19 protein-coding genes are annotated in these 21,138 nt (G+C 67.5%); all 19 read left to right on the top strand.

What is annotated here, in order from left to right:
* Window positions 1-30: 30 nt before the first annotated feature.
* A complete protein-coding gene (ndhC, locus tag D0B54_RS09170; protein ID WP_117291033.1) occupies window positions 31-453 on the top strand; it encodes an NADH-quinone oxidoreductase subunit A in 423 nt (140 codons plus the stop codon).
* A gap of 30 nt (window positions 454-483) precedes the next feature.
* The gene (locus D0B54_RS09165; protein ID WP_117291032.1) at window positions 484-1,146 is read left to right on the top strand and encodes a NuoB/complex I 20 kDa subunit family protein; all 663 of its coding nucleotides are present in this window, start codon (window positions 484-486) and stop codon (window positions 1,144-1,146) included.
* Between the two features lie 3 nt (window positions 1,147-1,149).
* Window positions 1,150-2,931, top strand: a complete 1,782-nt coding sequence (gene nuoC, locus D0B54_RS09160; protein WP_117291031.1) for an NADH-quinone oxidoreductase subunit C/D — start codon at window positions 1,150-1,152, stop codon at window positions 2,929-2,931.
* A 120-nt stretch (window positions 2,932-3,051) separates the two neighbouring features.
* Window positions 3,052-3,564 (top strand): NADH-quinone oxidoreductase subunit NuoE, encoded by a 513-nt coding sequence (gene nuoE / locus D0B54_RS09155; RefSeq protein WP_117291030.1) that lies wholly within the window; start codon window positions 3,052-3,054, stop codon window positions 3,562-3,564.
* On the top strand, window positions 3,561-4,940 hold the full coding sequence (gene nuoF / locus D0B54_RS09150) for an NADH-quinone oxidoreductase subunit NuoF (protein WP_117291029.1): 1,380 nt from the start codon (window positions 3,561-3,563) through the stop codon (window positions 4,938-4,940). The genes nuoE and nuoF overlap by 4 nt, the downstream gene beginning before the upstream one ends.
* Before the next feature lie 3 nt (window positions 4,941-4,943).
* Window positions 4,944-7,652 (top strand): NADH-quinone oxidoreductase subunit NuoG, encoded by a 2,709-nt coding sequence (nuoG, locus tag D0B54_RS09145; RefSeq protein ID WP_117291028.1) that lies wholly within the window; start codon window positions 4,944-4,946, stop codon window positions 7,650-7,652.
* Between the two features lie 7 nt (window positions 7,653-7,659).
* The gene (gene nuoH / locus D0B54_RS09140; RefSeq protein WP_205527365.1) at window positions 7,660-8,658 is read left to right on the top strand and encodes an NADH-quinone oxidoreductase subunit NuoH; all 999 of its coding nucleotides are present in this window, start codon (window positions 7,660-7,662) and stop codon (window positions 8,656-8,658) included.
* Window positions 8,659-8,660: 2 nt separating this feature from the next.
* Window positions 8,661-9,206, top strand: a complete 546-nt coding sequence (gene nuoI / locus D0B54_RS09135; RefSeq protein WP_117291026.1) for an NADH-quinone oxidoreductase subunit NuoI — start codon at window positions 8,661-8,663, stop codon at window positions 9,204-9,206.
* Between the two features lie 17 nt (window positions 9,207-9,223).
* On the top strand, window positions 9,224-9,718 hold the full coding sequence (gene nuoJ, locus D0B54_RS09130) for an NADH-quinone oxidoreductase subunit J (protein WP_117291025.1): 495 nt from the start codon (window positions 9,224-9,226) through the stop codon (window positions 9,716-9,718).
* Window positions 9,715-10,029 carry an NADH-quinone oxidoreductase subunit NuoK gene (gene nuoK, locus D0B54_RS09125; protein ID WP_240433576.1) on the top strand — a complete coding sequence of 105 codons (315 nt, stop codon included), beginning with the start codon at window positions 9,715-9,717 and terminating at the stop codon, window positions 10,027-10,029. The genes nuoJ and nuoK overlap by 4 nt, the downstream gene beginning before the upstream one ends.
* Window positions 10,030-10,032: 3 nt before the next feature.
* Window positions 10,033-11,889: an NADH-quinone oxidoreductase subunit L gene (gene nuoL, locus D0B54_RS09120; protein WP_117291024.1), complete on the top strand. Its 1,857-nt coding sequence runs from the start codon at window positions 10,033-10,035 to the stop codon at window positions 11,887-11,889.
* Window positions 11,890-11,912: 23 nt separating this feature from the next.
* Window positions 11,913-13,457: an NADH-quinone oxidoreductase subunit M gene (nuoM, locus tag D0B54_RS09115; RefSeq protein WP_117291023.1), complete on the top strand. Its 1,545-nt coding sequence runs from the start codon at window positions 11,913-11,915 to the stop codon at window positions 13,455-13,457.
* Window positions 13,454-14,890, top strand: a complete 1,437-nt coding sequence (gene nuoN, locus D0B54_RS09110; protein ID WP_117291022.1) for an NADH-quinone oxidoreductase subunit NuoN — start codon at window positions 13,454-13,456, stop codon at window positions 14,888-14,890. Before nuoM ends, nuoN begins: the two co-directional genes overlap by 4 nt.
* Before the next feature lie 25 nt (window positions 14,891-14,915).
* Window positions 14,916-16,115, top strand: coding sequence for a branched-chain amino acid ABC transporter substrate-binding protein (locus tag D0B54_RS09105; RefSeq protein ID WP_117291021.1), 1,200 nt, complete (start codon window positions 14,916-14,918; stop codon window positions 16,113-16,115).
* Between the two features lie 316 nt (window positions 16,116-16,431).
* On the top strand, window positions 16,432-17,361 hold the full coding sequence (locus D0B54_RS09100; protein WP_117291020.1) for a branched-chain amino acid ABC transporter permease: 930 nt from the start codon (window positions 16,432-16,434) through the stop codon (window positions 17,359-17,361).
* Between the two features lie 87 nt (window positions 17,362-17,448).
* Window positions 17,449-18,435 carry an ABC transporter permease subunit gene (locus D0B54_RS09095; protein ID WP_117295137.1) on the top strand — a complete coding sequence of 329 codons (987 nt, stop codon included), beginning with the start codon at window positions 17,449-17,451 and terminating at the stop codon, window positions 18,433-18,435.
* Window positions 18,428-19,198, top strand: a complete 771-nt coding sequence (locus D0B54_RS09090) for an ABC transporter ATP-binding protein (protein ID WP_117291019.1) — start codon at window positions 18,428-18,430, stop codon at window positions 19,196-19,198. The genes D0B54_RS09095 and D0B54_RS09090 overlap by 8 nt, the downstream gene beginning before the upstream one ends.
* Window positions 19,195-19,908: an ABC transporter ATP-binding protein gene (locus tag D0B54_RS09085; protein ID WP_117291018.1), complete on the top strand. Its 714-nt coding sequence runs from the start codon at window positions 19,195-19,197 to the stop codon at window positions 19,906-19,908. The genes D0B54_RS09090 and D0B54_RS09085 overlap by 4 nt, the downstream gene beginning before the upstream one ends.
* A gap of 156 nt (window positions 19,909-20,064) precedes the next feature.
* On the top strand, window positions 20,065-21,135 hold the full coding sequence (hemH, locus tag D0B54_RS09080) for a ferrochelatase (RefSeq protein WP_117291017.1): 1,071 nt from the start codon (window positions 20,065-20,067) through the stop codon (window positions 21,133-21,135).
* The last annotated feature ends 3 nt before the right edge of the window (window positions 21,136-21,138 follow it).

Here is a 21,138-nt window from a genome sequence, read left to right as displayed (position 1 = left end):
AGACAGACTAGAGACCGTGCGAGGCCACGAATGACCGATTTCGTCAGCATTCCGGAATCGCCCCAGTTCTGGGGCACCGCCTTATACGTGGTCGGCGTCTTCGGCCTTTGCGCCCTGATGCTGATCCTGTCGCACCTGCTCGGTGGCCGCTCCAGTGCCCGCGCCCGCAACGAGGCCTTCGAATCCGGCGTGGTTTCCGGCTCCCCCGAGAAGCTGCGCCTGTCCGCCAAGTTCTACCTGGTGGCGGTGTTCTTCGTGATCTTCGACGTGGAGGCGCTGTTCCTCTACGCCTGGGCCGTGTCCGTCCGTGAAGCCGGCTGGATGGGCTTCATCGAGGCGTTCATCTTCATCTTCATCCTGGGCGCCAGCCTGGTCTACCTCGTCCGCATCGGTGCCCTCGACTGGGCCCCGCAGGCGCGCAAGGCGCGCCGGCTGCGCGAAGAACAGACCTGATCGGCCACCCGGCAAGCGCGAGCCAGCCCCATGCCTTCATACACCCTTACCCGAATAGACTCGAACCGTCCGACCGGCGTTTCGCCCTTCGCCAAGCCGGCCGAGGAGACGTTCACCGAGGAGCAGGTCAGCCGCAACGTGCTGACCGCCAAGCTCTCGGACATGGTCCAGTGGGGTCGCAAGAACTCGATCTGGCCCTACAATTTCGGCCTGTCCTGCTGCTACGTCGAGATGGCCACCGCCTTCACGCCGACGCACGACCTCGCCCGCTTCGGCGCCGAGGTGATCCGCGCCACGCCGCGCCAGGCCGACCTGATGGTCATCGCCGGCACCTGCTTCATCAAGATGGCACCGGTGGTGCAGCGCCTGTACGAGCAGCTGCTGGAGCCCAAGTGGGTGATCAGCATGGGCTCCTGCGCCAACTCCGGCGGCATGTACGACATCTATTCCGTGGTGCAGGGCGTGGACAAGTTCCTGCCGGTGGACCTCTACGTGCCGGGCTGCCCGCCGCGCCCCGAGGCCTTCCTGCAGGGCCTGATGATGCTGCAGGACTCCATCGGCCAGGAGCGGCGCCCGCTGTCCTGGGTGGTGGGCGACCAGGGCATCTACAAGGCGAAGATGCCGTCGCAGCGCGATGCCAAGCACGCGGAGCGCCAGGCCCAGACCATCCTGCGCAGCCCGGATTCGGTGTAAGGCATGGCTGCCGACGGAGTCCCGACCCTGCCCGAAGTCGTGCGCGAACTGATCGCGCGCTTCGGCGAAAACCTGTTCACCCTGCAGCCCACCGTCGACCAGGTGCCGACGCTGTGGCTGCCGGCCAACCGCCTGCACGACGTGCTGCGCTACCTCAAGAACGAGGTGCCCAAGCCCTACAGGATGCTGTACGACCTGACGGCGATGGACGAGCGGCTGCGCAAGCACCGCCCCGGCCTGCCGGCAGCCGACTTCACGGTGATCTATCACCTGCTGTCGATCGACCGCGACATCGCCACCCGCGGCAAGGGTGACGTCCGCCTGAAGGTGGCGCTCCAGGGTGAAACGCCCTCGCTGCCCACCATCACCAATGTCTACCTCAACGCCAACTGGTACGAGCGTGAGGCCTGGGACATGTTCGGCATCGTCTTCGACGGCCACCCGGGCCTGCGCCGCATCCTGCTGCCGCCGACCTGGACCGGTCACCCGCTGCGCAAGGACTACCCGGCGCGCGCCACCGAGTTCGATCCCTTCTACCTCGATGCCCTGAAGCAGGACATGGAGCAGGAGGCGCTGCGTTTCGTCCCCGAGGACTGGGGCATGAAGCGCGGTACCGACGAACACGATTTCATGTACCTCAACTTCGGCCCGAACCACCCGGCGGCGCACGGCGCCTTCCGCGTGGTGCTGCAGCTCGACGGCGAGGAAGTGGTGGATTGCGTGCCGGATATCGGCTACCACCACCGCGGCGCCGAGAAGATGGGCGAGCGCCAGTCCTGGCATACCTACATCCCGTACACCGACCGTATCGATTACCTCGGCGGCGTGATGAACAACCTGCCCTACGTGCTGGCGCTGGAAAAGCTCGCCGGCATCAAGGTGCCGGAGCGCGTCCAGACCATCCGCGTGATGCTCTGCGAGTTCTTCCGCATCACCTCGCACCTGCTGTTCTACGGCACCTACGCCCAGGACGTCGGCGCGATGTCGCCGGTGTTCTACATGTTCGTGGACCGCCAGAAAGCCTATGACGTGATCGAGGCGATCACGGGCTTTCGCATGCACCCGGCCTGGTTCCGCATCGGCGGCGTGGCGCACGACCTGCCGCAGGGCTGGGACCGCAAGGTCCGCGAGTTCCTCGACTGGATGCCCAAGCGCCTCGACGAATACAAGAAGGCCGCGGTCGAGAACGCGATCTTCAAGTCGCGCTCGCGCGACGTCGCCGCCTACGACACCGCCTCGGCGATGGAATGGGGCGTCACCGGTCCCGGCCTGCGTGCCACCGGCTGCAACTACGACCTGCGCAAGGCCCGCCCCTACTCCGGCTACGAGAACTTCGACTTCGAGGTGCCGGTGTACCACAAGGGCGACTGCTACGACCGCACCCTGGCGCGCGAGGAAGAGATCCGCCAGTCGCTGCGCATCATCGAGCAGTGCCTCAACAACATGCCTTCCGGCCCGTACAAGGCGGACCACCCGCTGACCTGCCCGCCGCCGAAGGAGCGCACCCTGCGCGACATCGAAACGCTGATCACGCACTTCCTCGACGTGTCCTGGGGCCCGGTGATGCCGGCCGGCGAAACCAGCCAGATGATCGAGGCGACCAAGGGCATCAACAGCTACTACCTCACCAGCGACGCGAGCACGATGAGCTACCGCACGCGCATCCGCACGCCGAGCTTCGCGCACCTGCAGCAGATTCCGGCGGCGATCAACGGGCACATGGTGCCCGACCTGATCGCCTATATCGCCAGCATTGACTTCGTGATGGCCGATGTCGACCGTTAACGCCAAGAAGAAAACAAGTCCGCAAATGAACGCAAATAAACGCAAATCGAAAAGCGCTTTTGCCTGTCATTCGCGTTCATTCGCGTTCATTTGCGGACTGCCTGTCTTTTGACCCGCGCTATGACCGACAAAGTCATCAAACTCGCCGACCTCAACAAGACGGCGTTCGTCCTCAGCGACGAGGAACGCCACGAGGTCGAGCACGCCCTGACCCACTACCCCGACGGCCGCGCGGCGAGCATCGACGCGCTCAAGGCGGTGCAGAAGCACCGTGGCTGGGTGCCCGACGAGGCGATCCCGGTGCTGGCCGAGGCCATCGGCATCAGCGCCGCCGATCTCGAGGGCGTGGCCACCTTCTACAGCCTGATCTTCCGCCGCCCGGTGGGCCGCCACGTGATCAAGGTCTGCGACAGCATCTCCTGCCATCTCACCGGCTACGACGAGCTGCGCGGCGAGCTGGTGAAGCAGCTGGGCATCAACTACGGCCAGACCACCAAGGACGGCCGCTACACCCTGCTGCCGATCTGCTGCCTGGGCGCCTGCGACCGCGGCGCGACGATGATGATCGACGACGACCTGCATGGTCCGGTCGAGCCGAAAGACGTCGCCGGCATCCTGGGGACCTATTCATGAGCCTGCGCAGCGCGAACGACCCGAAGTACCAGAAGCCGCTGACGCGCCTGATCGACGTCGCCGCCGGCCCGCTGGGCCTGAAGGATCACGAGGCCGAGGGCGGCTACTCCGCCCTGCGCAAGGCGCTCAAGGACCTCAAGCCGCAGGACGTGCAGGCCAAGGTCAAGGAAGCCAACCTGCGCGGCCGCGGCGGCGCCGGCTTCCCCACCGGCATCAAGTGGTCGCTGATTCCCATGGGGCCGGACGCCGGCACCAAGTACCTCGTCTGCAACGCCGACGAGATGGAGCCGGGTACCTTCAAGGACCGGCTGCTGATGGAGCAGTCGCCGCACCAGCTGGTGGAGGCGATGGCGCTCTGCGCCTACGCGATCCAGGCGCAGACCGGCTACATCTTCCTGCGCGGCGAGTACGTCGTCGCCGCCGAGCGCCTGAACCAGGCCATCGCCGAGGCGCGCGCCGCCGGCCTGCTGGGCCAGAACGTGCTGGGTGGCGCCTGGAGCTTCGAGCTCTACGTGCACACCGGTGCCGGCCGCTACATCTGCGGTGAGGAAACCGCCCTGATCAACTCGCTGGAAGGCCGCCGCGCGAATCCGCGCGCCAAGCCGCCGTTCCCGCAGATCGCCGGCCTCTGGGGCCGTCCGACCATCGTCAACAACGTCGAGACGCTGTGCAACGTCCCGCACATCCTGCTCAACGGTTCGGCCTGGTTCAAGGAACTGAACCAGGGCAAGACCAGCGACGCCGGCACCAAGCTCTACGGTGTCTCCGGCCGCGCCAACAAGCCGGGCTGCTGGGAACTGCCGATGGGCACCACCGCGCGCGAGCTGCTGGAAGTGCATGCCGGCGGCATGCGCGACGGCAAGAAGCTCAAGGCCTGGCTGCCGGGCGGCGCGTCCACCGACTTCCTGCTGCCCGAGCACCTCGACCTGCCGATGGACTTCGACACCATCGCCCGCGCCGGCTCGCGCATGGGCACCGGCCTGATCACCGTGGTGGCCGAGGACCAGAGCATGGTCTCGGCGGTGCGCAACCTGGAAGAGTTCTTCTCGCGCGAATCCTGCGGCTGGTGCACGCCCTGCCGCGACGGCCTGCCCTGGACGGTCAAGATCCTGCGCGCCATCGAAACCGGCCAGGGCCAGACCGGCGACATCGAACTGCTGTCCAAGATGACGCGCTGGCTCGGACCCGGCCGCACCTTCTGCGCCCACGCGCCCGGCGCGATGGAGCCGCTGCAGTCGGCGATCAAGTATTTCCGCGACGAATTCGAGATCGGCATCGTCTGCGACATCGACTCGAGCAAGCTCGACGTCTGCACCCTCCCCGCGGGGTTGCCGGACATCACCGACCACCGCGATCTCGCCACGAAAGCAAGCTGACCCATGGCCACCATTCACGTTGACGGCAAGCAGCACGAGGTCAAGGGCGGCGAGAACCTGCTCCAGACCTGCCTCTCGCTGGGCCTGGACATCCCCTATTTCTGCTGGCACCCGGCGCTGGATTCCGTCGGCGCCTGCCGCCAGTGCGCGGTCAAGCAGTACAAGGACGGCGACGACAAGCAGGGCCGCATCGTCATGTCCTGCATGACGCCGACCACGGACAACACCTGGATCTCGATCGACGACGCCGAGGCCAAGGAATTCCGCGAGACCATCATCTCCTTCCTGATGACCAACCACCCGCACGACTGCCCGGTCTGCGAGGAAGGCGGCCACTGTCATCTGCAGGACATGACGGTGATGACCGGTCATCACAACCGCGAGTACCGCTTCAACAAGCGCACCCACCGCAACCAGGACCTCGGCCCCTTCATCGGGCACGAGATGAACCGCTGCATCTCCTGCTACCGCTGCGTGCGCTTCTACAACGACTACGCCGGCGGCACCGACCTGGGCGTGTTCGGCTCGGCCGCCAACGTCTACTTCGGGCGCGAGAAGGACGGCACGCTGGAGAACGAGTTCTCCGGCAACCTCACCGAGGTCTGCCCCACCGGCGTGTTCACCGACAAGACCCACTCCGAGCGCTACACGCGCAAGTGGGACATGCAGTTCGCGCCCAGCATCTGCGCCAGCTGCTCGGTAGGCTGCAATATCTCCCCGGGCGAACGCTACGGCGAGGTGCGCCGCATCGAGAACCGCTACCACGGCGAGCTCAACGGCTACTTCCTCTGCGACCGCGGCCGCTTCGGCTACGGCTACGTCAACGGCAAGGACCGTCCGCGCCAGCTGGCGGTGACCAAGGACGGCCGCCGCGAGGCGATGGACACGGGCGACGCGCTGGACTTCATCCGCCAGCAGCTCAAGGCCGGCAAGCCGGTGCTGGGCATCGGCTCGCCGCGCGCCTCGATCGAATCCAACCACGCCCTGCGCGAGCTGGTCGGCGCCGCCAACTTCAGCAACGGCCAGACCGCGCAGGACGCGGCCCTGGTCAGCCTCTGCCTGGACGTGCTGCGCCAGGGCCCCGCCAAGTGCGCCACGCCGCTGTCGATGGAAGACGCCGACGCCGTGCTGGTGCTGGGCGAGGACGTGCTGGCCACCGCACCGCGCATCGCCCTGGCCCTGCGCCAGGCCGCCCGCGGCAAGGCCGACACTTTGTGCGCCGAGAAGAAGGTGCCGGACTGGCAGGCCGCCTCCTCCGCCGACATCGCGCAGCGCCAGCTCAACCCGGTGTTCGTCGCCACCCCGGCGAAGACCCGCTTCGACGACATCGCCGCGGCCACGCACCGCGCCGCCGCGCCGGACCTCGCCCGCCTGGGCTACGCCATCGCCCACGCGCTGGACAGCAGCAGCCCGGCCGTCGACGGCCTCGACGCCAGGACCGCCGAACTGGCGCAGCGCATCGCCGCCACGCTCAAGGCCGCCAAGCGTCCGCTGGTGATCTCCGGCACCGGCTGCGGCGACGCCGCCGTGATCCAGGCCGCCGCCAACATCGCCTGGGCCCTGCAGGCCAGCCACCCGGCCGCGGAGATCTGCCTGGCCGTGCCCGAGGCCAACAGCATCGGCGTGGCCCTGTTCGAGGCTGCCGACCTGGAGACCATGCTGGCGCGCGCCGCCAGCGAGCCCAGCGTGCTGGTGGTGGTGGAAAACGACCTCTATGCGCGCCTGCCGGCCGCCCAGGTCGATGCCGCCCTGTCCAAGGCCATGCTGATCGTGCTGGACCACCAGGACACCCGCACCGCGCAGCGCGCCCAGGCCCTGCTGCCGGCGGCGAGCTTCGCCGAAGGCGACGGCACCCTGGTCAACTACGAAGGCCGCGCCCAGCGCTACTTCCAGAACTTCGACCCGGCGTACTACAACCGCAGCATCGCCACCGCCGAATCCTGGCGCTGGCTGGACCGGCTGCAGAACGGCGACGCCGCCCGCGAGAACCTCGACGACGTGCTGGCGCAGGCCGAGGCCGCGCTGCCGGCGCTCAAGGGCATCGTCAGCGCCGCGCCGAATGCCAGCTTCCGCATCAAGGGCATGAAGATCGCGCGCGCCCCCCAGCGCCAGTCCGGCCGCACCGCCGCCCGCGCCAACATCTTCGTGCACGAGCCGCGCTCGACGCAGGACGCCGACTCGGCCCTGTCGTTCTCGATGGAAGGCGTCAACGGCGCCTCGGGCATCGACCGCCCGCCGGAACTGCTGCCCTTCGCCTGGGCCCCGGGCTGGAACAGCCCGCAGGCCTGGAACAAGTTCCAGTCCGAGGTCGGCGGCGCCCTGCGCGGCGGCGACCCGGGTGTGCAGCTGCTGAAGGCCAGCGCCTCGCGCCCTCCCTTCTATACGGCCGTGCCCGCAGCATGGGCGCCCAACGGCGTCCTGCGCGTCGAGCCGCTGTACCAGCACTTCGGCAGCGAAGAACTGTCGTCGCTGGCCGAACCGATCCAGAAACGCATTCCGGCGAGCTACGCCGCGATCAGCGTCGGCGATGCCGCGCGCCTGGGCGTGAACCACGCCGAGCGCATCGACATCACCCTGGACGGCCAGACCTTCAGCCTGCCTGCCCGCGTCCGCCCGGACCTGCCGGCCGGCGTACTCGGACTGCCGGTGGGGCTGGCCGGCGTACCGCCGCTGAAGGCCGGCAGCGGTGCCACCGTGACCAAGGGGGGTTGAGCGCATGCTGGAATGGCTGAAATCCCCGGTCGTCCTCGCCGCCCTCTGGGCCATGTTCCAGGCAGTGGTCATCCTGCTGAGCCTGGTGCTGTCGGCCGCCTGGATGATCTGGCTGGAGCGCCGCCTGCTGGCGCTGTGGCAGGACCGCTACGGCCCCAACCGCATCGGCCCTTTCGGACTCGGCCAGGTCATCGCGGACATGATCAAGATCTTCTTCAAGGAAGACTGGACGCCGCCCTTCGTCGACAAGTTCACCTTCATCCTGGCGCCGCTGATCGCGATGAGCATGATGATGCTGGGCTTCCTGTTCGTGCCCATCACCCCGACCTGGGGCGTGGCGGCACCGGACCTGGGCATGCTGTTCTTCTTCGCCATCGCGGGCCTGGCGGTCTACGCCGTGATGCTCGGCGGCTGGGCCTCCAACAGCAAGTACGCGCTGCTCGGCGGCCTGCGCTCCACCGCACAGACCATCTCCTATGAAGTGTTCATGGGCCTGTCGCTGATGGGCATCGTGATGCAGGCCGGCACCTTCAACCTGCGCGAGATCGTGGAGTACCAGCAGGCCGGCTACTGGAACATCATCCCGCAGTTCTTCGGCTTCTGGGTCTGGGCCCTGGCCGGCATCGCGGTGACGCACCGCACGCCCTTCGACCTGCCCGAGGCGGAGTCGGAACTGGCGGCCGGCTACCACACCGAGTACTCGGGCATGAAGTTCGGCATGTTCTTCGTCGGCGAGTACGTCGGCATCGTCATGGTCTCGGGCCTGACGGTGGCGCTGTTCTTCGGCGGCTGGGAAGGCCCGTTCTGGACCGACAGGATTCCCTTCGTCTGGTTCGCCATCAAGTGCCTGCTGTTCATGTCCAGCTTCATCCTGCTGCGCGCCGCGCTGCCGCGCCCGCGCTACGACCACATGATGTCGGCGGCCTGGAAGGTGTGCCTGCCGCTGTCGCTGATCAACCTGCTCGTGACCGCGGCCGTCGTGCTGTGGCAGGGCCAGGGAGCCTAGACATGTCCCAGCTCAAGGCCGTGCTGCACGGTATCTACACGCAGTTCCGCAGCATCGGGATGATCTTCTCCCACAGCTGGCGCCCGCGCGACACCATCAGCTACCCCGAGGTGAAGCCCTACATCCCGCCGCGCTACCGCGGCCGCATCGTGCTGACGCGCGATCCGGACGGCGAAGAGCGCTGCGTCGCCTGCAACCTCTGCGCGGTGGCCTGCCCGGTGGGCTGCATCTCGCTGCAGAAGGGCGAGCGGGAAGACGGGCGCTGGTACCCGGAGTTCTTCCGCATCAACTTCTCGCGCTGCATCTTCTGCGGCCTCTGCGAGGAGGCCTGCCCGACCAACGCGATCCAGCTGACGCCGGACTACGAGATGGGCGAGTACAACCGCCAGAACCTGGTCTACGAAAAGGAACACCTGCTGATCAGCGGGCCCGGCAAGTATCCGGACTACAACTTCTACCGGGTCGCCGGCATGGCCATCAAGGGCAAGGACAAGGGCGAGGCGCTGAACGAAGACGCCCCGGTCGACGTCAAGGGCCTGTTGCCCTAAAGGATCCAAGGACCGCAATGGAAATCCTGTTCTACGTCGCTGCCGCGATTGCGCTGTTCTCGACCGCCATGGTCGTGACCAGCCCGAACCCGGTGCATGCCCTGCTGTATCTCGTGCTGTCGCTGCTGGCGGTGGCCACCACCTTCTTCACGCTGGGCGCGCCGTTCGCCGGCGTGCTGCAGGTGATCGTCTACGCCGGCGCCATCCTGGTGCTGTTCGTGTTCGTGGTGATGATGCTCAACCTCGGCCGCCGCACGGTCGAGCAGGAACGCATCTGGCTGTCGCCGATGGCCGCCGCCGGCCCCGCGATCCTGGCCACGGTGCTGCTGTACCTGCTGGGCCGCGTGATCCTGCCGGACCATCACCTGACCGATGCCGGCCTCACGCTGGTGGACGCCAAGACGGTCGGCATCGTCCTCTACGGCCCCTACCTGCTGGCGGTCGAGCTGGCCTCGATGCTGCTGCTGGCCGGCCTGGTCGCCGCCTACCACCTGGGCAAATCCGAACAATGACGCCCCACGCCATCCCGATGGAGCACGCGCTCCTGCTCGCCGCGACGCTGTTCGCGCTGGGCCTCTGCGGCCTGGTCCTGCGCCGCAACATCATCTTCATGCTGATGTCGATCGAAGTGATGATGAACGCCACCGGCCTGGCCTTCGTCACCGCCGGCAGCCGCTGGGGCGCGGCCGACGGCCAGATCATGTTCATCCTGGTGCTGACGCTCGCCGCCGCCGAGGCCTGTGTCGGCCTGGCGCTGGTGATCCAGCTGTACAAGCGCTTCGGCACGCTGGACGTCGACGCCGCCAGCCAGATGAAGGGATAAGCAATGAATTATCTGCCCCTCGTCTTCATCGCCCCCCTGCTCGGCTTCCTGCTGCTGGCCTTCGCGCGCGGCCGCATCTCCGAGAACCTCGCCGCCACCATCGGCGTCGGCAGCGTCGGCATCTCGGCGCTGACCACCGCCACCGCGATCTGGCAGTTCCTGTCGGCGCCGCCGGCCGGCGGCTTCCTCACGGTGCCGCTGTGGACCTGGATGAAGGTCGGCAACTTCGCGCCGACCTTCACGCTGCACGTGGACGGCCTGTCGCTGACGATGATGAGCGTCATCACCGGCGTCGGCTTCATGATCCACCTGTTCGCGTCCTGGTACATGCGCGGCGACGAGGCGTTTGCGCGCTTCTTCTCCTACATGAACCTGTTCGTGGCCAGCATGCTGTTCCTGGTGCTGGGCGACAACCTGCTGTTCCTGTACTTCGGCTGGGAAGGCGTGGGCCTGGCGTCCTACCTGCTGATCGGCTTCTGGTACACCGACCCGGCCAACGGCGCCGCGGCGCGCAAGGCCTTCGTCATCACCCGCGTCGGCGACACGCTGATGGCGATCGGCCTGTTCATGCTGTACCGCGAGTTCGGCACGCTCAACATCAAGGAACTGGCCGTGATCGCCCCCACGCAGTGGGCGGTGGGTTCGCAGATGGCCACCATCACCTGCCTGCTGCTGCTGGGCGGCGCGGTCGGCAAGTCGGCGCAGCTGCCGCTGCAGACCTGGCTGCCGGACGCCATGGCCGGCCCCACACCGGTCTCGGCCCTGATCCACGCGGCGACCATGGTCACCGCGGGCGTGTACCTGATCGCGCGCATGAACGACCTGTTCGCGCTGTCGCCGTTCGCGCTGCACATGGTCGGCGTGGTCGGCGCCATCACCCTGCTGCTGGCCGGCTTCACCGCGCTGATGCAGACCGACATCAAGAAGATCCTGGCCTACTCGACCATGAGCCAGATCGGCTACATGTTCCTGGCCGAGGGCGTCGGCGCCTACCAGCCGGCGGTGTTTCACCTGATGACGCACGCCTTCTTCAAGGCGCTGCTGTTCCTCTCGGCGGGCTCGGTGATCCTGGCGATGCACCACGAGCAGGACATCTTCAAGATGGGCGGCCTGCGCAAGCACATCCCCTTCGTGTTCGCCTGCATGCTGATCGGCACGCTGGCGCTCACCGCCTTCCCGTTCACCTCGGGCTACGTCTCGAAGGACGAAATCCTGCACGAGGCTTATCTGACGGGTAACCACGACCTCTGGCTGGCCGGCCTGTTCGGCGCCTTCCTGACCGCGGTCTACAGCTTCCGCCTGATCTTCATCACCTTCTTCGGCCCGGAACGCTTCGACGCCAAGCACCATGCGCCGCATGGCGCACACAGCCTGGACCACCACATCCCGCTGGGCGTGCTGCTGGTGCTGTCGATCGTCGGCGGCCTGATCCACCTGCCGCTGGATGGCGTGCTGCCGCATGCGCCGATCCCGGAAGGCGAGCACCACGGCGGCATCATTCCGCACCTGCCGATGCTGGTGTCCTTCGCCGGCATCTTCGTGTCCTGGTTCCTGTTCCTGAAGAACCCGCAGATTCCCGCGCGCCTGGCGCAGGGTGGCCTCACCGGCAGGATCGGCCAGCTGTGGAAGAGCGCCTGGGGCTTCGACTGGCTCTACGACCGGCTGTTCGTGAAGCCCTTCGTCTGGGCCGCCGAGGTCAACAAGAACGACATCGCCGACACCTTCATCGCCGTGATCCCGGCCAGCCTGCGCGGCCTCAACGCGGCGCTGGTGCGCACGCAGACCGGCAACCTGCGCTGGTACGCGGGCGTCGCCGGTGCCGGTACCTGTTTGCTGATCGCCCTCGTGGCCTTCCACTGATTCGGACATAGGGAACGACCGCAATGGTTCTGGTCTGGCTGATCCTGATCCCCTTCATCGGCGGCCTGCTGAGCTGGCAGTCCGAGCGCTGGTCGCTCGGCATCCCTCGCTGGATCGCCCTGCTGACGATGCTGCTGTCGCTGACGATCTCGCTGTGGCTGTGGGCCACCGGCGACTACTCCGTCACCGGCACCGGCTTCCAGGCCGCGGCCGGCGCGGCGCCGCAATGGTCCGTCGAATTCCGTGCCGCCTGGATCCCGAGCCTGGGCATCAGCGTGCACCTGGGCCTGGACGGCCTGTCGCTGCTGCTGGTGGTGCTGACCAACCTGCTCGGCCTGATGGCGGTGATCTGCTCCTGGCGTGAAATCGACAAATACGTCGGCTTCTTCCATCTCAACCTGCTGTGGAACCTCGGCGGTGTGGTCGGCGTGTTCCTCGCGCTGGACATGTTCCTGTTCTTCTTCTTCTGGGAAATGATGCTGGTGCCGATGTACTTCCTGATCGCGCTGTGGGGACACAACATCCCCGGCGGCAAGGGTCGGACCTACGCGGCGGTGAAGTTCTTCATCTTCACCCAGGCCTCGGGCTTCCTGATGCTGCTGTCGATCCTGGGGATGGTGTTCCTGCACCACCAGGCCACCGGCGTGATCAGCTTCGACTACCACGACCTGCTCAACACCCCGATGAGCAAGGACATGGCCTGGCTGCTGATGCTCGGCTTCTTCATCGCCTTCGCGGTGAAGACGCCGATCGTGCCGCTGCACACCTGGCTGCCCGACGCGCACTCGCAGGCCCCCACCGCCGGCTCGGTGGACCTGGCGGGCATCCTGCTGAAGACCGCGGCCTACGGCCTGCTGCGCTTCGGCATCCCCTACTTCCCCGAGGCCTCGCGCGACTTCGCGCCGATCGCCATGGGGCTGGGGGCCTTCGGTGTGATCTACGGCGCGGTGGTGGCGTTCTCGCAGACCGACATCAAGCGCCTGATCGCCTACACCAGCGTGTCGCACATGGGCTTCGTCATCATCGGCATCTATGCCGGCACCGAGCAGGCCCTGCAGGGCGTGGTGGTGCAGATGATCGCCCACGGCCTGTCGGCGGGCGCGCTGTTCATCCTCTGCGGCGAACTGTACGAGCGCCTGCATACCCGCGACCTGCGCCAGATGGGCGGCCTGTGGTCGCGCTTCCCCTACCTGCCGCCGATCATGCTGTTCTTCTCGGCCGCCTCGCTGGGCCTGCCGGGCCTGGGCAACTTCGTCGGCGAGTTCCTGATCCTGCTGGGGACCTTCCCGGTGGCGCCGCTGATCGCGGTGGTCGCCTCCTCCGGCCTGATCCTGGCCGCGGTCTACTCGCTGATCGTGGTGCAGAAGGCCTTCCACGGCGCGCCGCGCGAAGAGGGCAAGCTGGAAGACCTCAATTCGCGCGAACTGGCGATGATGCTGGTGCTGATGCTGCTGCTGCTGGGCCTGGGTCTCTACCCCCAGCCGGTGATCGACGCCGCCCACGCGCCCATCCAGGCGGTGCACCTCATCTACTCCGGCACCGCGGCCAGCGGAGCGACCACGCCATGACTGCCCTGCAACTGACCGCGCTGCTGCCGTTCTTCGTCATTTCCGCGACCATCGTCGTGGTGATGCTGGCGATCGCCGTGCGCCGCCACCACCGCCTCACCGCCGCGTTGTCGGTGATCGGCCTGAACCTGACCCTGCTGTCGCTGCTGCCGACCTGGACCGCCGGCGCCGGCGCGGTGAACGTCACGCCGCTGATGGTGGTGGACGGCATGGCCAGCTTCTACATGGCGATGGTGCTGGTGGCGACGCTGGGCGTGATGACGCTGTGCCACGCCTACTTCGAGGGCTACAAGCGCGACCGCGAGGAAATCTACCTGCTGATCCTGCTCGGCGCGCTGGGCGGCATGACGCTGGCCAGCGCCAACCATGCCGCGACCCTGCTGATCGGCCTGGAACTGCTGAGCCTGCCGATGGTGGCGGGCGTGGCCTACGCCGTCTCCGACCGCCGCGCGGTCGAGGGCGGCGCCAAGTACCTGGTGCTGTCGGCCGGCGCCTCGGCCACCCTGCTGTTCGGCATCGCCCTGATCTACGCCGCCACCGGCGCCCTGGACCTGCCTTCCCTGGCCCAGGTGCTGGTACGCGCCGACGTCGGCCAGCCGCTGGTGCTGGCGGGTGCGGCGATGGTGCTGGCCGGCCTGTCGTTCAAGCTGTCGATCGTGCCCTTCCACCAGTGGACGCCCGACGTCTACGAGGCGGCGCCGGCACCGGTGACCGCCTATCTCGCCACCGTGGTCAAGGCCGGCGTGCTGGCCGCGGCGCTGCGCCTGTTCCACTCCGGCGGCGGCTCCGCCTCGCCGCTGGTGGTCAAGGCGCTGGTGATCCTGGCCCTGGCCTCGATGATCGTCGGCAGCCTGCTGGCCCTGCGCCAGGACAACCTCAAGCGCCTGCTGGCCTACTCGTCGATCGCCCATTTCGGCTTCCTGCTGATCGTGCTGGTGGCGCCGGGCAACCGCTCGCTGGAAGCCGCCGGCGTCTACATGGCGACCTACCTGATCACCTCGCTGGGCGTGTTCGGCGTGATCGCGCTGGTGTCCAGCCCGGCCGGCGACCGCGACCGCGAGACGCTGTCCGAGTACCGCGGCATGTTCTGGCAGCGCCCCTACGTCGTGTCGATCTTCACCGCGATGATGCTGTCGCTGGCCGGCATCCCGCTGACCGCCGGCTTCATCGGCAAGTTCGCCGCGATCGCGGTGGGCGTCGAGTCGCAGCTGTGGCTGATGGTGAGCGGCATCGTGCTGGGCAGCGCCATCGGCATCTACTACTACCTGCGCGTCATCAGCGCGCTGTTCGAGCCGATGGCCGGCTATGAGCGCGTCAGCGAGTCGATGGGCTGGGCGCAGTCCGCCGGCGGTGTCATGCTGCTGCTGGCGATGCTGGCGATGCTGGCGATGGGCGTCTATCCCGAGCCGCTGTTCCTCCTTGCCCGCCCGTAAGTAATCCCTTCCAGGAATGCGCGACATGAAGAAGCTGCTGCCCCTCGCCGTTCTCGCCGCCGCCCTGGCCGTCTCCGGCTGCGGCAAGAAGGAAGGCGCCACCGCCTCCGGCGCCGCGCCCAAGGCCGCCGACGGCGCCCTGGTGGTCAAGGTCGGCCATGCCTCGCCGCTGACCGGCCCGCAGGCCCACCTGGGCAAGGACAACGAGAACGGCGTGCGCCTGGCGATCGACGAGCTCAACGGCAAGGGCTTCGAGATCGGCGGTAAAAAGGTCCACTTCGAACTGCTGTCGGAAGACGACCAGGCCGACCCGCGCGTGGCCACCACCGTGGCCAAGAAGTTTGTCGACGACCAGGTCAACGTGATCATCGGCCACCTCAACTCCGGCACCACGATCCCGGCCTCGCGCATCTACAACGACGCCGGCATCGTCGAGGTCTCGCCCTCGGCCACCAATCCCAAGTACACCCAGCAGGGCTACGCCGGCGCCTTCCGCGTGATGGCCAACGACGTGCAGCAGGGCAAGGTGCTGGGCGAGTTCGCGGTGAAGGACATGGGGTCGAAGAAGATCGCCATCATCGACGACCGCTCGGCCTACGGCCAGGGCCTGGCCGACGAGTTCGAGAAGGCCGTGAAGGCCGCCGGCGGCAACGTGGTGGTGCGTGAGTTCACCAACGACAAGGCCTCCGACTTCACCGCCATCCTGACCAAGATCAAGGGCGTGGGTCCCGACCTGCTGTTCTACGGCGGCATGGACGGCCAGGGCGCACCGATGACGCGCCAGATGAAGACCCTGGGCCTGACCGCCAGATTCCTCGGCGGCGACGGCGTGCACACCGCCGAATTCCTGAAGCTGGCCGGCGCGGCCGCCGAGGGCGCCACCGCCTCCCTGCCCGGCGTGCCCCTGGAAGCCATGCCCAAGGGCCCGGAGTTCAAGCAGCGCTTCGAGTCGAAGTACGGCACGATCCAGCTCTACGCCCCCTACTGCTACGACGCCGTGATGGTGATCGCCGAGGCGATGAAGCGCGCCGGCTCGGTGGAGTCGGCCAAATTCCTGCCCGAGATGGGCAAGACCCTGCACGACGGCGTGACCGCCCGCATCGCCTTCGACGCCCGCGGCGACCTCACCGGCGGTGCCATCACGGTCTACCGCGTGGAAGGCGGTGACTGGAAGATGGTCAAGACCATCGGCAGCGCACCGGATGCGGCTGCTCCTGCTCCCTGATTCCTCCCCTCTCCCGCCTGCGGGAGAGGGGTTGGGGGAGAGGGTTTCTGTAAAACTGTGGAACGGCCAGTGAATCCACGCATTACAGAAACCCTCTCCCGGCAACTGCTCCATGCGTTGCCCTACCTCGGGGGTCCATCCCCTCGCCGGCCTTCGGCCACCCTCTCCCGCAAGCGGGAGAGGGGAATGCAAATGCCGGTCGCGCAACTCGTTGAGTCTGGCCCGAATCCTGCGTAACCTGCGCGTCTCCCCCGCCTTCGCACTCCGGCCGGTACAGCACAAGCCTGACCGCCGGTTCCACTCGCAGGAAAGCCGCTTGGACATTCTGGTACAGCAGCTCATCAATGGCCTGATCCTGGGCAGCATCTACGCCCTGATCGCGCTGGGCTACACCATGGTCTACGGCATCCTCGGCCTGATCAATTTCGCCCACGGCGAGATCGTGATGATCGGCGCCATGATCACCATCACCTGCCTGAACCTGCTGCTGGGCCAGGGCCTGGACCTGCCCGGCCTGGTGCTGGTGGGCCTGAGCCTGCTGATGGCGATCCCGGCCTGCGCGGCCCTGGGCTTCACCATCGAGCGTGTGGCCTACCGGCCGCTGCGCAACGCCCCGCGCCTGGCACCGCTGATCACCGCCATCGGCGTGTCCATCGTGCTGCAGAACCTGGCGATGATGATCTGGGGCCGCCAGTACGTGGCCTTCCCCGCGATCCTGCCGGGCGAGCCGCACAAGTTCCTCGGCGCCTCCATCACCTCGCTGCAGATCCTGATCGTGGTGCTGGCCGCCGCGATCATGGGCGGCCTGATGCTGCTGGTGAACCGCACGAAGCTGGGCCGCGCCATGCGCGCCACCGCGCAGAGCCCGCAGGTGGCTTCGCTGATGGGCGTCAACGTCAATCACGTCATCTCCATGACCTTCATCCTCGGCTCCTGCCTGGGCTCGGTGGCGGGCGTGATGGTCTCGGCCAACTACGGCCAGGCGCACGCCTACATGGGCTTCCTGCTGGGTCTCAAGGCCTTCTCCGCGGCGGTGCTGGGCGGCATCGGCAACCTCGGCGGCGCGGTGATCGGCGGCCTGCTGCTGGGCGTCATCGAGAGCCTGGGCGCCGGCTACATCGGCGACCTCACCGGCGGTTACCTCGGCAGCCAGTACCAGGACGTGTTCGCCTTCATGGTGCTGATCCTGGTGCTGGTGTTCCGCCCCTCCGGCCTGATGGGCGAACGCGTCTCGGAGCGTCCCTAAGTGGGAACCGCAAGCGCGAAAATTCCACCGAAGGTCTGGCTCGGCTACCTCGGCGTGGCGCTGGCCCTGCTGGCCGCGCCCTTCCTGATGGGCCTGGGCTTCGGCAACTCCTGGGTGCGCATCCTCGACTTCGTGCTGCTGTACGCGATGCTGGCGCTGGGCCTGAACATCGTGGTCGGCTACGCCGGCCTGCTCGACCTGGGCTACATCGCCTTCTACGCCGTGGGCGCCTACCTCTTCGCGATCCTGGCCTCGCCGCACTTCGACTGGCATGTCTCGGCCTGGATCATCCTGCCGTTCGGCGGCCTGCTGGCCTGCCTGGCCGGCGCCACGCTGGGTGCTCCGACGCTGCGCCTGCGCGGCGACTACCTGGCGATCGTGACGCTGGGCTTCGGCGAGATCGTGCGCCTGTTCATGAACAACCTCGACCGGCCGGTGAACATCACCAATGGGCCGCAGGGCATCAACCTGATCGACGGCGTCTCGCTGTTCGGCTACCGCCTGGAGAGCGGCTTCACGCTGTTCGGCACGCGCTACAGCGGCGACTACGCCTACTACTACCTGTTCCTGGCCCTGGCCCTGCTGACCATCTTCGTCTGCATGCGCCTGGAGAACTCGCGCATCGGTCGTGCCTGGGTGGCGATCCGCGAGGACGAGATCGCGGCGCAGGCCATGGGCATCAACACGCGCAACGTCAAGCTGCTGGCCTTTGCCATGGGCGCCAGTTTCGGCGGCATCGCCGGCGGCCTGTTCGCCGCCTTCCAGGGCTTCGTCAGCCCCGAGTCCTTCACCCTGATGGAATCGGTGATGGTGGTGTGCATGGTGGTGCTGGGCGGCATGGGCCACATCCCCGGCGTGCTCCTCGGCGCGGTGCTGCTGACCATCGCCCCGGAGTTCCTGCGCGACATCATCAACCCGCTGCAGCGCAGCCTGTTCGGCCGCATGGTGGTAGACCCGGAAAACCTGCGCATGCTGCTGTTCGGAATGGCGCTGATCGTGGTCATGCTGTTCCGCCCCGCCGGCCTGTGGCCGTCGAGCCGCCGTCGCGAGGAACTGGCGGAAGGCCATGACTGAACTGCTGCGACTGCAGAACATCCAGAAGCGCTTCGGCGGCCTCAAGGCGCTGAACGACGTCAGCCTGTCGATCCCGGAAAGCTGCGTCTACGGCCTGATCGGCCCCAACGGCGCCGGCAAGACCACGCTGTTCAACGTCATCACCGGCCTCTACCAGGCCGAGGGCGGCGAGCGCTGGTTCCGCGGCGAGCCGCTGCCGCTGCAGACCAAGCCGCACGCGATCGTCGGGCGCGGCATCGCCCGCACCTTCCAGAACATCCGCCTGTTCCAGCACATGACGGCGCTGGAGAACGTCATGGTGGCGCGCCACGGCAAGACCCGCACCGGCGTGTTCGGCGCCGTGCTGCGCCACGCCGCGGCCCGCGCCGAGGAGCAGGCGATCCGCGAGAAGGCTGAAGCGCTGCTGGCCTATGTCGGCATCGCCAGGTGCCGCCACAAGCTCGCCAAGGAACTGTCCTACGGCGACCAGCGCCGCCTGGAAATCGCCCGCGCCCTGGCCACCGAACCGCGCCTGCTGGCGCTGGACGAGCCGGCTGCCGGCATGAATCCCTCCGAGACCGCCGCGCTGCGCGAGCTGATCGGCCGCATCCGCGGCGACGGCATCACGGTGATGCTGATCGAGCATGACGTGAAGCTGGTGATGGGCCTCTGCGACCGCGTGGCGGTGCTGGATTTCGGCGAGAAGATCGCCGAGGGCGTGCCGGCCGAGGTGCAGGCCGACAAGCGCGTGATCGAAGCCTATCTCGGGAGCGGCGCGGCATGACGGCCCTGCTCCAGGTGGACCAGCTCAGCATCGCCTACGGCGGCATCCATGCCGTGAAGGGCATCAGCCTGCACGTCGACGAAGGCGAACTGGTGACGCTGATCGGCGCCAACGGCGCCGGCAAGACCACCACGCTCAACACCCTGGGCGGCCTGCTGCGGCCTGCCGCGGGACGCATTACCTACAACGGCCAGGACCTGGCGCGCCTGCCCGCGCACGAGCGCGTCGGCCAGGGCCTGGCCCTGGTACCCGAAGGCCGCGGCATCTTCTCGCGCCTGACGGTGACGGAGAACCTGCAGATGGGCGCCTTCCATCGCAGCGACAAGCCCGCCATCGCCAGCGATCTCGAGCGCAGCTTTTCACTGTTCCCGCGCCTGAAGGAGCGCGAAAGCCAGCTGGCCGGCACGCTGTCCGGCGGCGAGCAGCAGATGCTGGCGATCGGTCGCGCGCTGATGAGCCGCCCGCGCCTGCTGCTGCTGGACGAGCCCTCCATGGGCCTGGCACCGTTGATGGTGGAAAAGATCTTCAGCATCATCCGCGAGATCAACAGCCAGGGCGTGGCGATCCTGCTGATCGAGCAGAACGCGCGCCTGGCGCTGGCCGCCGCGCGCCGCGCCTACGTGCTGGAGTCCGGCTGCATCACCCTCGCGGGTCCCGCCGCCGAGCTGGCCGCGGACGAGCGCGTGCGCGCTGCGTATCTGGGACACTAATCTCTAGAAACAGCAATGGGTCCGCAAATGAACGCAAATAAACGCGAATGGACCAGCGGGAACCGCAAGCGGCTGGCTACACCGCAGAGCGGCGGCAACGCCCCTGCTTCCATTTGCGTTCATTTGCGGACTGCTTGATCCTTATAGGCTAAACCCATGAGCCTGCCCGAACACATCCACAGCAGCACGCCGAAGCGTGGCGTGCTGCTGGTCAACCTCGGCACGCCCGACGCACCCACCGCACCGGCGATCCGCCGCTACCTGCGCGAGTTCCTCAGTGATCGCCGCGTGGTGGAGTTCAGCCGCCTGTTCTGGCTGCCGGTGCTGTACGGCTTCATCCTGCCATTCCGTCCGCTCAAGCTGGTGCACGCCTACCAGTCGATCTGGACACCGCAGGGCTCACCGCTGCTGGCGATCTCCAGGCGCCAGCAGGCCGCATTGCAGGCCGCGCTGGGCCCCGAGGTACCGGTGACGCTGGCGATGCGCTACGGCCAGCCCGCCATCGCCGATGCGCTCAACGAACTGGGTCGCCAGGACGTGCGTCGCATCGTGGTGCTGCCGCTGTACCCGCAGTACTCGGCCACCACCACCGCCACGGTGCTCGACAAGCTGTTCGCGCTGCTGCGCGCCTGGCGCTGGCTGCCGGAACTGCGCACGATCAACCAGTACCACGACGACGCCGGCTACATCGATGCGCTGGCCGACAGCGTGCAGGCACAGTGGCTGGAGCTGGGCCGCGGCGAACATCTGCTGATGTCCTTCCACTCGATCCCGCTGGCTTACTTCCGTGCCGGCGATCCCTACTTCTGCCACTGCCACAAGACCGCGCGCCTGCTGGCCGAGCGCCTGGGCCTGTCCGAAGGCCAGTGGTCCGTCAGCTTCCAGAGCCGCCTGGGCCGCACGCCCTGGCTGCAGCCCTACACCGAGCCGCAGATCCAGAAGCTGGCCAAGGGCGGCCTGCGCAAGCTCGACGTGATCTGCCCGGGTTTCTCCGCCGACTGTCTGGAGACGCTGGAAGAGATCGCGCTGCGCTACGGCGAAAGCTTCCGCAAGGCCGGCGGCGAAGCGCTGCGCTACATCCCGGCACTCAACGACTCACCCGCGCATATCGCGGCGCTGAAGAAGCTGGTGGAGCGGGAGCTGGCGGGCTGGGAGTATCCGGCGGAGAGCGTGGCGGATCTGGAGGCGCGGGTGGCGCGGGCTGATCGGGTTGGCAGTCAAAGCTAATAC

This window comes from Solimonas sp. K1W22B-7, assembly GCF_003428335.1.
Lineage (GTDB): Bacteria > Pseudomonadota > Gammaproteobacteria > Nevskiales > Nevskiaceae > Solimonas_A.
Note: the sequence above shows the minus strand (reverse complement) of the source record. Positions and strands in the feature narration are given on the sequence as shown.

Excerpts from the sequence above, each read along its gene's own strand:
- ndhC (WP_117291033.1), top strand. The coding sequence starts at position 31 with ATGACCGATTTCGTCAGCATTCCGGAATCGCCCCAGTTCTGGGGCACC.
- D0B54_RS09165 (WP_117291032.1), top strand. The coding sequence starts at position 484 with ATGCCTTCATACACCCTTACCCGAATAGACTCGAACCGTCCGACCGGC.
- nuoC (WP_117291031.1), top strand. The coding sequence starts at position 1,150 with ATGGCTGCCGACGGAGTCCCGACCCTGCCCGAAGTCGTGCGCGAACTG.
- nuoE (WP_117291030.1), top strand. The coding sequence starts at position 3,052 with ATGACCGACAAAGTCATCAAACTCGCCGACCTCAACAAGACGGCGTTC.
- nuoF (WP_117291029.1), top strand. The coding sequence starts at position 3,561 with ATGAGCCTGCGCAGCGCGAACGACCCGAAGTACCAGAAGCCGCTGACG.
- nuoG (WP_117291028.1), top strand. The coding sequence starts at position 4,944 with ATGGCCACCATTCACGTTGACGGCAAGCAGCACGAGGTCAAGGGCGGC.
- nuoI (WP_117291026.1), top strand. The coding sequence starts at position 8,661 with ATGTCCCAGCTCAAGGCCGTGCTGCACGGTATCTACACGCAGTTCCGC.
- nuoJ (WP_117291025.1), top strand. The coding sequence starts at position 9,224 with ATGGAAATCCTGTTCTACGTCGCTGCCGCGATTGCGCTGTTCTCGACC.
- nuoK (WP_240433576.1), top strand. The coding sequence starts at position 9,715 with ATGACGCCCCACGCCATCCCGATGGAGCACGCGCTCCTGCTCGCCGCG.
- nuoL (WP_117291024.1), top strand. The coding sequence starts at position 10,033 with ATGAATTATCTGCCCCTCGTCTTCATCGCCCCCCTGCTCGGCTTCCTG.
- nuoM (WP_117291023.1), top strand. The coding sequence starts at position 11,913 with ATGGTTCTGGTCTGGCTGATCCTGATCCCCTTCATCGGCGGCCTGCTG.
- nuoN (WP_117291022.1), top strand. The coding sequence starts at position 13,454 with ATGACTGCCCTGCAACTGACCGCGCTGCTGCCGTTCTTCGTCATTTCC.
- D0B54_RS09105 (WP_117291021.1), top strand. The coding sequence starts at position 14,916 with ATGAAGAAGCTGCTGCCCCTCGCCGTTCTCGCCGCCGCCCTGGCCGTC.
- D0B54_RS09095 (WP_117295137.1), top strand. The coding sequence starts at position 17,449 with ATGGGCCTGGGCTTCGGCAACTCCTGGGTGCGCATCCTCGACTTCGTG.
- D0B54_RS09090 (WP_117291019.1), top strand. The coding sequence starts at position 18,428 with ATGACTGAACTGCTGCGACTGCAGAACATCCAGAAGCGCTTCGGCGGC.
- D0B54_RS09085 (WP_117291018.1), top strand. The coding sequence starts at position 19,195 with ATGACGGCCCTGCTCCAGGTGGACCAGCTCAGCATCGCCTACGGCGGC.
- hemH (WP_117291017.1), top strand. The coding sequence starts at position 20,065 with ATGAGCCTGCCCGAACACATCCACAGCAGCACGCCGAAGCGTGGCGTG.